Below are 10209 nucleotides of genomic sequence, written 5' to 3'. Positions count from 1 at the left end.
TCCATATGTTTTCGAAATGGTGACCCGTACGGGATTCGAACCCGTGTTACCGCCGTGAAAGGGCGGTGTCTTAACCGCTTGACCAACGGGCCAGTTGTAAATGGCGGAGAGCAAGGGATTTGAACCCTTGAGACAGGGTTACCCGTCTACACGATTTCCAATCGTGCTCCTTCGGCCACTCGGACAGCTCTCCAATAATGGCTCCGCAGGTAGGACTCGAACCTACGACCGTTCGGTTAACAGCCGAATGCTCTACCACTGAGCTACTGCGGAACGATATAAGCTTGGCGACGTCCTACTCTCACAGGGGGAAACCCCCAACTACCATCGGCGCTGAAGAGCTTAACTGCCGTGTTCGGAATGGGAACGGGTGTGACCTCTTCGCTATCGTCACCAAACATTATTAACATTTTTTTAAGACATATATTATTATAACATCTTTTTGAAAAAATGCAAGAAGAAATTTTCATTCCTTCAAAACTAGATAATAAGAAGGTATTTCATTTTTTAAAGCGTGGTTAAGTCCTCGATCTATTAGTATCAGTCAGCTCCACATGTCGCCACGCTTCCACCTCTGACCTATCAACCTGATCATCTTTCAGGGATCTTACTAGCTTGCGCTATGGGAAATCTCATCTCGAGGGGGGCTTCATGCTTAGATGCTTTCAGCACTTATCCCGTCCGCACGTAGCTACCCAGCTATGCCTTTGGCAAGACAACTGGTACACCAGCGGTGCGTCCATCCCGGTCCTCTCGTACTAAGGACAGCTCCTCTCAAATTTCCTGCGCCCGCGACGGATAGGGACCGAACTGTCTCACGACGTTCTGAACCCAGCTCGCGTACCGCTTTAATGGGCGAACAGCCCAACCCTTGGGACCGACTACAGCCCCAGGATGCGATGAGCCGACATCGAGGTGCCAAACCTCCCCGTCGATGTGGACTCTTGGGGGAGATAAGCCTGTTATCCCCGGGGTAGCTTTTATCCGTTGAGCGATGGCCCTTCCATGCGGAACCACCGGATCACTAAGCCCGACTTTCGTCCCTGCTCGACTTGTAGGTCTCGCAGTCAAGCTCCCTTGTGCCTTTACACTCTACGAATGATTTCCAACCATTCTGAGGGAACCTTTGGGCGCCTCCGTTACTCTTTAGGAGGCGACCGCCCCAGTCAAACTGCCCACCTGACACTGTCTCCCACCCCGATAAGGGGCGCGGGTTAGAATTTCAATACAGCCAGGGTAGTATCCCACCAACGCCTCCACCGAAGCTAGCGCTCCGGCTTCTCAGGCTCCTACCTATCCTGTACAAGCTGTACCAAAATTCAATATCAGGCTGCAGTAAAGCTCCACGGGGTCTTTCCGTCCTGTCGCGGGTAACCTGCATCTTCACAGGTACTATAATTTCACCGAGTCTCTCGTTGAGACAGTGCCCAGATCGTTACACCTTTCGTGCGGGTCGGAACTTACCCGACAAGGAATTTCGCTACCTTAGGACCGTTATAGTTACGGCCGCCGTTTACTGGGGCTTCGGTTCAAAGCTTCGCTTGCGCTAACCTCTCCCCTTAACCTTCCAGCACCGGGCAGGTGTCAGCCCCTATACTTCGCCTTGCGGCTTCGCAGAGACCTGTGTTTTTGCTAAACAGTCGCCTGGGCCTATTCACTGCGGCTTTTCTGGGCTATTCACCCTAAAAAGCACCCCTTCTCCCGAAGTTACGGGGTCATTTTGCCGAGTTCCTTAACGAGAGTTCTCTCGCACACCTTAGGATTCTCTCCTCGCCTACCTGTGTCGGTTTGCGGTACGGGCACCTTACATCTCACTAGAGGCTTTTCTTGGCAGCGTGGAATCAGGAACTTCGGTACTATATTTCCCTCGCCATCACAGCTCCGCCTTAATGGAAACGGGATTTGCCTCGTTTCCGGCCTAACTGCTTGGACGCGCATATCCAACAGCGCGCTTACCCTATCCTTCTGCGTCCCCCCATCGTTCAAACGATGTATAGGTGGTACAGGAATATCAACCTGTTGTCCATCGCCTACGCCTTTCGGCCTCGGCTTAGGTCCCGACTAACCCTGAGCGGACGAGCCTTCCTCAGGAAACCTTAGGCATTCGGTGGAAGGGATTCTCACCCTTCTTTCGCTACTCATACCGGCATTCTCACTTCTAAGCGCTCCACCAGTCCTTCCGGTCTGACTTCAACGCCCTTAGAACGCTCTCCTACCATCGACACCATACGGTGTCAATCCACAGCTTCGGTGATACGTTTAGCCCCGGTACATTTTCGGCGCGGAGTCACTCGACCAGTGAGCTATTACGCACTCTTTAAATGATGGCTGCTTCTGAGCCAACATCCTGGTTGTCTAAGCAACTCCACATCCTTTTCCACTTAACGTATACTTTGGGACCTTAGCTGGTGGTCTGGGCTGTTTCCCTTTCGACTACGGATCTTATCACTCGCAGTCTGACTCCCAAGAATAAGTATTTGGCATTCGGAGTTTGACTGAATTCGGTAACCCGTTGGGGGCCCCTAGTCCAATCAGTGCTCTACCTCCAATACTCTCATCTTGAGGCTAGCCCTAAAGCTATTTCGGAGAGAACCAGCTATCTCCAGGTTCGATTGGAATTTCTCCGCTACCCACACCTCATCCCCGCACTTTTCAACGTGCGTGGGTTCGGGCCTCCATTCAGTGTTACCTGAACTTCACCCTGGACATGGGTAGATCACCTGGTTTCGGGTCTACGACCTCATACTCATTCGCCCTATTCAGACTCGCTTTCGCTGCGGCTCCGTCTTATCAACTTAACCTCGCATGAAATCGTAACTCGCCGGTTCATTCTACAAAAGGCACGCCATTACCCATTAACGGGCTTTGACTACTTGTAGGCACACGGTTTCAGGATCTATTTCACTCCCCTTCCGGGGTGCTTTTCACCTTTCCCTCACGGTACTGGTTCACTATCGGTCACTAGGTAGTATTTAGCCTTGGGAGATGGTCCTCCCTGCTTCCGACGGGATTTCTCGTGTCCCGCCGTACTCAGGATCCACTCAGGAGGGAACGAAGTTTCAACTACAGGGTTTTTACCTTCTTTGACGGACCTTTCCAGATCACTTCATTTACCCCGTTCCTTTGTAACTCCATGTTGAGTGTCCTACAACCCCAAGAGGCAAGCCTCTTGGTTTGGGCTAATTCCGTTTCGCTCGCCGCTACTCAGGAAATCGCATTTGCTTTCTCTTCCTCCGGGTACTTAGATGTTTCAGTTCCCCGGGTCTGCCTTCAGTACCCTATGTATTCAGGTAAAGATACTGTTCCATTACGAACAGTGGGTTTCCCCATTCGGAAATCTCCGGATCAAAGCTTACTTACAGCTCCCCGAAGCATATCGGTGTTAGTCCCGTCCTTCATCGGCTCCTAGTGCCAAGGCATCCACCGTGCGCCCTTTCTAACTTAACCGTTAAAAAAGATCTTACTGATGCTTTGAAAAAATTAATTGCCTTCTATCTATTATCTAGTTTTCAAGGAACAAAGAAGAAAAAATTCCATCACAACGTGATGAGATCTTTCGAATCTGAATGAATTACTCATTCAAAACTGAACAAAACAAAAGCGCTCTCGTATTTATCCTTAGAAAGGAGGTGATCCAGCCGCACCTTCCGATACGGCTACCTTGTTACGACTTCACCCCAATCATCTGTCCCACCTTAGGCGGCTGGCTCCATAAAGGTTACCTCACCGACTTCGGGTGTTACAAACTCTCGTGGTGTGACGGGCGGTGTGTACAAGGCCCGGGAACGTATTCACCGCGGCATGCTGATCCGCGATTACTAGCGATTCCGGCTTCATGTAGGCGAGTTGCAGCCTACAATCCGAACTGAGAATGGCTTTATGGGATTCGCTTACCTTCGCAGGTTTGCAGCCCTTTGTACCATCCATTGTAGCACGTGTGTAGCCCAGGTCATAAGGGGCATGATGATTTGACGTCATCCCCACCTTCCTCCGGTTTGTCACCGGCAGTCACCTTAGAGTGCCCAACTGAATGCTGGCAACTAAGATCAAGGGTTGCGCTCGTTGCGGGACTTAACCCAACATCTCACGACACGAGCTGACGACAACCATGCACCACCTGTCACTCTGTCCCCCGAAGGGGAACGCCCTATCTCTAGGGTTGTCAGAGGATGTCAAGACCTGGTAAGGTTCTTCGCGTTGCTTCGAATTAAACCACATGCTCCACCGCTTGTGCGGGCCCCCGTCAATTCCTTTGAGTTTCAGCCTTGCGGCCGTACTCCCCAGGCGGAGTGCTTAATGCGTTAGCTGCAGCACTAAAGGGCGGAAACCCTCTAACACTTAGCACTCATCGTTTACGGCGTGGACTACCAGGGTATCTAATCCTGTTTGCTCCCCACGCTTTCGCGCCTCAGTGTCAGTTACAGACCAGAAAGTCGCCTTCGCCACTGGTGTTCCTCCAAATCTCTACGCATTTCACCGCTACACTTGGAATTCCACTTTCCTCTTCTGCACTCAAGTTCCCCAGTTTCCAATGACCCTCCACGGTTGAGCCGTGGGCTTTCACATCAGACTTAAGGAACCACCTGCGCGCGCTTTACGCCCAATAATTCCGGACAACGCTTGCCACCTACGTATTACCGCGGCTGCTGGCACGTAGTTAGCCGTGGCTTTCTGGTTAGGTACCGTCAAGGTACCAGCAGTTACTCTGGTACTTGTTCTTCCCTAACAACAGAACTTTACGACCCGAAGGCCTTCTTCGTTCACGCGGCGTTGCTCCGTCAGACTTTCGTCCATTGCGGAAGATTCCCTACTGCTGCCTCCCGTAGGAGTCTGGGCCGTGTCTCAGTCCCAGTGTGGCCGATCACCCTCTCAGGTCGGCTACGCATCGTCGCCTTGGTGAGCCATTACCTCACCAACTAGCTAATGCGCCGCGGGCCCATCTATAAGTGACAGCCGAAACCGTCTTTCCATCTTCTCTCATGCGAGAAAAGAACGTATCCGGTATTAGCTCCGGTTTCCCGAAGTTATCCCAGTCTTATAGGCAGGTTGCCCACGTGTTACTCACCCGTCCGCCGCTAATCTCAGGGAGCAAGCTCCCATCGATTCGCTCGACTTGCATGTATTAGGCACGCCGCCAGCGTTCGTCCTGAGCCAGGATCAAACTCTCCGAAGAAATGTTTGACTTGCTCATTTTGCTTTTTGATAGTGTGTGCTCACTTAAAAAATTAACGTTGGCGCTTTGTTTTGTTCAGTTTTCAAAGAGCAATTTCGTTGTCGTTTACTTCGTAAGCGACTTTTACATCTTATCATGTTGTCGACTGTTTTGTCAACATGTTTTTTTGATGTTTTTTGTTTTGTTGAAGCTGCGAAAGCTGATGTCCCGCAGCGACATGTATTAATATAACACCTAGATTATTAATGGTCAACACTAAAAATGATTTTTTTGAAATATTTTTTTATACTCTATAAAATCGATGATAAACGTCTTGTCCTTTTGTTTCCACTTTGATGACATCTATTACTTTCTTCTCTATTAAGTATTCTAACAGAACACCTAGATCTACTGAATAAAACTTAAGTTCCGGATGATCCATTAACTCTGCAATTGTCCAAGGATCTTCTTTTGTACTCATTATTTCAGCTAAATGCTGTGAACCCGTATTCGTCCTAGAGTAAATAAGAAATTCACTCGCAAGGAAAAGAAGTTCCAATCTTTTTTCAAGCGTTTCCTCACTACTAATCAATTCTTTATACAACTTATAGATTTCAGGTTCCATATGTTTCACTTGGTTCCAGACTGTAACTTCTGGATAAAAACCTTGTTCTATTACTTCTAAACGAGCTAAGTGATGCAGGGAATGAACAATATGGTTATATGCATCAAGATAATGACCTTTTTCAAAGAAGCCTTTTCCATCCATATATCTGCGAATTAACTTCGCAAACTCCATCCCTATCTTCAACTTCCTTCCATAAAAAGGGAACTCTCGAATTTCGGTTTTCAAATGATCCAAATATTCATTTCGGTCAAAAAGGACCTTTCCGTTATAAATCCAGTCAACTACTTTTCGGTTTGTACCTAATAGAAGCCATTCTTTTAGTTGTTCTTCCTTTACGATATGTAAAGCTGCCTTTTTGTCCTGGTATGTGTAGTGTTTTAAAAACACTGACTCTTCTGCTTCATCTACAATAACAAAAAGAATGTAGTCAAATGTATCGGTAATCGGGCTGTTATTTTCTCTTTTTTCTATTAACAAGATTCCAAGTGTAGATTTTAAACTTGCTCGCTCTTGATAAATCGGGCGAAGGATATCTTCCATTATAAATTCCTCCAAAACCTTTTTTTTTTTACATTCGACAAAACTCTTCAAAATCCTGTATTTCACCTAGATGATATTTACAAAAACAACATATTCAAAAGTAATATGTATCCTTTATTTCTTTTTTGTTCCATCCGTAGTTTATGTTATAGTTAAAGTTATATTTTAGGAGGGACAATCCATGGCTAAATATTCTAGCAAAATCAATAAAATCCGTACATTTGCTTTAAGTTTGATTTTCATCGGCTTTATTGTGATGTATCTCGGACTTTTCTTTAAAACACACCCTATTGTTATGACACTTTTTATGGGTCTAGGTCTTTTATTCATAATTGCAAGTACCGGCGTTTATTTTTGGATTGGAATGCTTTCTACAAAATCGATCCAGGTTGTATGTCCTAACTGTAGTAAACCTACAAAAATATTAGGGCGTGTGGATATTTGCATGCATTGTGAAGAACCATTGACCCTTGATAAAAAGTTAGAAGGCGAAGAATTTAACGAAAAATATAATCGCAAAAGCCTGCAAGACTAAATAACCCCTTAAGAGAGCTTATTTCTCCCAGGCAAATGGTCCAAGATTAATTGTATCATTTTTTTGCAACAAAAAAAAAGTTCCAACCAAGTGGCGGAACTTTTTTTAATGTGCTTCTTTTTTTGAGCACTCTGTACAGTCTCCATAGATTTCCATCCGATGGTGACTAACATTGAAACCGGTGACCTGTGCTGCAAAATGTTCGACTTCGTCCAATGCCGGGTAATCAAAATCTACAATTTTTCCGCAGGTTTGGCAGATTACATGATAATGATTCGTCGTTACAAAATCAAATCTTGCTGAAGAATCACCATAGGTAAGTTCTTTAACCAATCCTACTTCGCGGAACACACGCAAGTTGTTATAAACCGTAGCCACACTCATATTGGGAAACTTACCTTCTAGCGCTTTATATATATCATCTGCGGTAGGGTGAGACATAGAGCTTATCAAATATTCAAGTATCGCATGGCGTTGAGGAGTTATTCTTACACCGGTATCTTTAAGGGAATCCAACGCTTCTTTTAACTGAACTTCAGACACCGCCATCCACCTCTTTTTCTCATTAAGTATGAATTATTAAATTATAATATTTATAAATAGTGTACCTTTTATACGTTGATTTTGTCAATATTTCATCTGTTTATCGATTCATTTTTAGTTTATTCATTAACCCTTTAAATCTTTCCCATTTTCTAATTGTGCCTAGTATCCTTTTAATAGATCAATGACGTTGATAAAGTCTTTTCCATCTATCCAGGAATTCATGCATGTTTTTTCGAAAATTGAAAAGGTTCTAGGTAAATATTCACTGCTTTTACTCGAAAGATGCGGTGTGACCATTACATTTTCCATACGCCAAAACGGATGTCCCTTTTCTAAAGGTTCTGGATCGAATACATCTAAAATGGCATGAGCAATTTCCCTGTTTTGTAAAACCTCTATCAACACTTCCTCTTTAACCAGATCACCTCGTCCAATATTCACGAAGACAGCAGAACCTTTCATAGCTTTAAAGTGTTCTTTTTGCTACAGATTCTGTGTTTCAATCGTACTTGGCAGAACAGATACGATGTAATCTGCTTCCGGTAATACATCAACTAACTCAAAATAAAGACGATCAATGTGCTGCTCCGCTACGATTGACCCCAATTGTGGTCATCCTAAAGGCTTTCCCAAGACGCGCTACCTCTCCGCCAATTGCACCAGCACCAAGAATGAGTATCGATTTCCCATTCAATTCTCCTACTTCTATCTTTCAATCCCACAGCTCGTCTGCTTCATTCTTGATAAGCTGTTTCAATTTCTTTTCGTACTGTAAAAGCATCCCAATCGTGCACTACCAAAATCCCGCGCTTCTCAATGGCTTTATTAATTCCATACCTGCACGCATAACCATAACCCACTTTAAATTCGGTGCTTTCTCAATTGTCTCATCTGTTAAATCTTCGCCGTATGTAATTAAGATTTTTGCTTCACGAAGTGGTTCATCCCCCCAATCCTATTGTTAAATGAAATTCAAAGCAGGAAAGGTATCCTCCATCTGCTTTTGGATGTCTTCGTTTGGAATAATTGTTGAAAGTACTAACATGTTTATCTCACCTTTTAATTAACATAAAAAAACACGGGCTCTGTATGTCCCGTGCAACTTTCTCTGAGGAGGTATTCCCTTAATAAAGCATATTCAGGTGTCCTCTTTTTGAGTTGGACAAAAGCCTTACCCCTGATAAAAAAGGCTTTATTTTAATAAATTTGGATTTAAAGCACTTAGTTCCGGCAACATAAAAATGCCATCCCTTCGGATCAGAATGTCATCAAAGTAGATATCACCACCGCCATATTCAGGACGCTGGATCAAAACCATATCCCAATGTGTAGAAGAACGGTTACCATTATCAGCCTCTTGATAGGCTTGGCCAGGAGTTAGATGCAGACTGCCACATATTTTCTCATCAAACAAAATATCGTCCATTGGCTCCATAATGTATGGATTGATTCCAAGCGCGAATTCCCCAATAAAACGGGACCCTTCATCTACATCGAGAATCTCGTTCATTTTAGAATTTTGATTAGAAACTGCTTTCGTGATTTTCCCCTTTTGTATGGTTAAAACTATGTCACGAAAGGTGATTCCTTGATATGTTGAAGGTGTGTTGAAAGCTACCCTACCATGAACACTCTCTTTTACGGGTGCCGTGAACACTTCCCCGTCAGGTAGATTGTTTTTCCCAGCGCATATGACAGCCGGCATTCCTTTAATGGAAAAGGTGAGATTTGTCCCAGGTGAAACAATCCGGACTTTTTCAGTACGCTCCATTAATTGCTTAAGCGGTTTCAGTGCCACTTCCATTTTCCCGTAATCCATTGTGCACACGTTTAATAGAAAGTCTTCGTACCTTCTAAAGCTCATACCTGCTTTTTGTGCTAATCTGACGTTCGGGTAATTAAGTAAAACCCAACGCCGGTTGTTTACATAGAAAAGAGTCGACGACTTCATCGCTTCCCCATGAAGACGATGCCTCTCTGCAGGAACATCTGCCAATTCAGCATCGTTTTCTTCACTGGAGATGATTATTATCGCATCAATATCAGTATATTTCCTCAAAGTCCATTGTGATAAGGTATCAAGTTGTTCCTTCTCATTCCCTTTTAACAAGTGTCGGCTTATTTCATCGTCTTCCAGTTCGACATATGGATATGCACCGATTCTGTATGTTTCATCAATCAGCTCTTTCAATAGCGGTTTCATGTTGATATGACCCCGTATCAAGATTCTCTCTTTTGGCTGTAATTGTACGGAATGATGAATCAGCCTTTCAGCAAGCTTGGTTATTCGCTTATCCTTCATCTGGCTGTACCTTATTTTTCTAGATCACGAAGAGTTTCAAGCGCTTCTTCGACATGGCCTTTGACTTTTACCTTACGCCATTCTTTAACTATCGTTCCTTCCTTATCAATCAGAAAAGTTGAACGTTCAATGCCCATATATTCCTTGCCGAAGTTCTTTTTTAATTTCCATACATCATATAATTCAGCAGCTTCTTGATTTTCGTCAGCTAGTAGCAGAAAAGGTAACCCATATTTTTCAATAAATTTTTCATGACGCGCCGCCGGATCTGGACTAATCCCTATGATAACAGCATTCAATTCCTCAAACTGCTCATTGTGGTCACGGAAATCACAGGCCTCCGTTGTGCAACCAGGCGTCATGTCTTTCGGATAAAAATATAAAACAACGTGTTTGCCCTTAAAATCCGATAGGGAAACTTTTTCACCGTTGTTTGCAGGAAGTTGAAAATCCGGTGCTTTTTCTCCAATTTTAACAGTCATTCTTACCCCTCCATTTCTTTCATT

General features: G+C 44.5%; 8 protein-coding genes, 3 tRNA genes and 3 rRNA genes. 1 reads left to right on the top strand and 13 read right to left on the bottom strand.

Translation table 11 applies throughout. The features are described 5' to 3' along the window. Positions 1 to 17 precede the first annotated feature (17 nt). The 7 genes from AKG34_RS01690 to AKG34_RS01660 form a co-directional block, all read right to left on the bottom strand. A tRNA-Glu gene (locus AKG34_RS01690) sits at positions 18 to 92 on the bottom strand. Between the two features lie 9 nt (positions 93 to 101). Continuing rightward, positions 102 to 193 (bottom strand) — tRNA-Ser (locus AKG34_RS01685). A gap of 5 nt (positions 194 to 198) precedes the next feature. Further along, positions 199 to 273: transfer RNA gene (locus AKG34_RS01680), tRNA-Asn, on the bottom strand. A gap of 9 nt (positions 274 to 282) precedes the next feature. Continuing rightward, positions 283 to 398, bottom strand: a 5S ribosomal RNA gene (rrf, locus tag AKG34_RS01675). Positions 399 to 514: 116 nt separating this feature from the next. Further along, a 23S ribosomal RNA gene (locus tag AKG34_RS01670) occupies positions 515 to 3447 on the bottom strand. Between the two features lie 175 nt (positions 3448 to 3622). Next, positions 3623 to 5173: ribosomal RNA gene (locus AKG34_RS01665) — 16S ribosomal RNA — on the bottom strand. Together the 16S, 23S and 5S rRNA genes with 3 tRNA genes alongside form the textbook arrangement of a ribosomal RNA operon. Before the next feature lie 283 nt (positions 5174 to 5456). Then, positions 5457 to 6320 carry a nucleotidyltransferase-like protein gene (locus AKG34_RS01660; protein ID WP_053344508.1) on the bottom strand — a complete coding sequence of 288 codons (864 nt, stop codon included), beginning with the start codon at positions 6318 to 6320 and terminating at the stop codon, positions 5457 to 5459. Between the two features lie 181 nt (positions 6321 to 6501). On the opposite strand from AKG34_RS01660, the gene AKG34_RS01655 reads away from it, so the two are divergent. Beyond that, on the top strand, positions 6502 to 6855 hold the full coding sequence (locus AKG34_RS01655) for a YgzB family protein (RefSeq protein WP_053344507.1): 354 nt from the start codon (positions 6502 to 6504) through the stop codon (positions 6853 to 6855). Positions 6856 to 6960: 105 nt separating this feature from the next. Here the strand turns inward: AKG34_RS01655 and perR are convergent, their stop codons facing one another. The 6 genes from perR to bcp form a co-directional block, all read right to left on the bottom strand. After that, complete coding sequence (perR, locus tag AKG34_RS01650; protein ID WP_053344506.1) at positions 6961 to 7404, bottom strand: peroxide-responsive transcriptional repressor PerR; 444 nt, start codon at positions 7402 to 7404, stop codon at positions 6961 to 6963. 156 nt (positions 7405 to 7560) lie between these two features. Continuing rightward, complete coding sequence (locus tag AKG34_RS29190) at positions 7561 to 7842, bottom strand: NAD(P)-dependent oxidoreductase (protein WP_269083714.1); 282 nt, start codon at positions 7840 to 7842, stop codon at positions 7561 to 7563. 42 nt (positions 7843 to 7884) lie between these two features. Beyond that, entirely contained in the window at positions 7885 to 8007 is a 123-nt protein-coding gene (locus tag AKG34_RS29185) for a hypothetical protein (protein WP_269083713.1), read from the bottom strand. After that, entirely contained in the window at positions 7976 to 8095 is a 120-nt protein-coding gene (locus AKG34_RS29180; protein WP_269083712.1) for an NAD(P)-dependent oxidoreductase, read from the bottom strand. Before AKG34_RS29180 ends, AKG34_RS29185 begins: the two co-directional genes overlap by 32 nt. 498 nt (positions 8096 to 8593) lie before the next feature. Next, on the bottom strand, positions 8594 to 9703 hold the full coding sequence (locus AKG34_RS01640; protein ID WP_053344504.1) for an aminopeptidase: 1110 nt from the start codon (positions 9701 to 9703) through the stop codon (positions 8594 to 8596). 11 nt (positions 9704 to 9714) lie between these two features. Continuing rightward, positions 9715 to 10185: a thioredoxin-dependent thiol peroxidase gene (gene bcp / locus AKG34_RS01635; RefSeq protein ID WP_053347943.1), complete on the bottom strand. Its 471-nt coding sequence runs from the start codon at positions 10183 to 10185 to the stop codon at positions 9715 to 9717. Positions 10186 to 10209 lie beyond the last annotated feature (24 nt).

The sequence above is a fragment of the Peribacillus butanolivorans genome (assembly GCF_001273755.1).
GTDB classification, from domain to species: domain Bacteria; phylum Bacillota; class Bacilli; order Bacillales; family DSM-1321; genus Peribacillus; species Peribacillus butanolivorans.
Note: the sequence above shows the minus strand (reverse complement) of the source record. Positions and strands in the feature narration are given on the sequence as shown.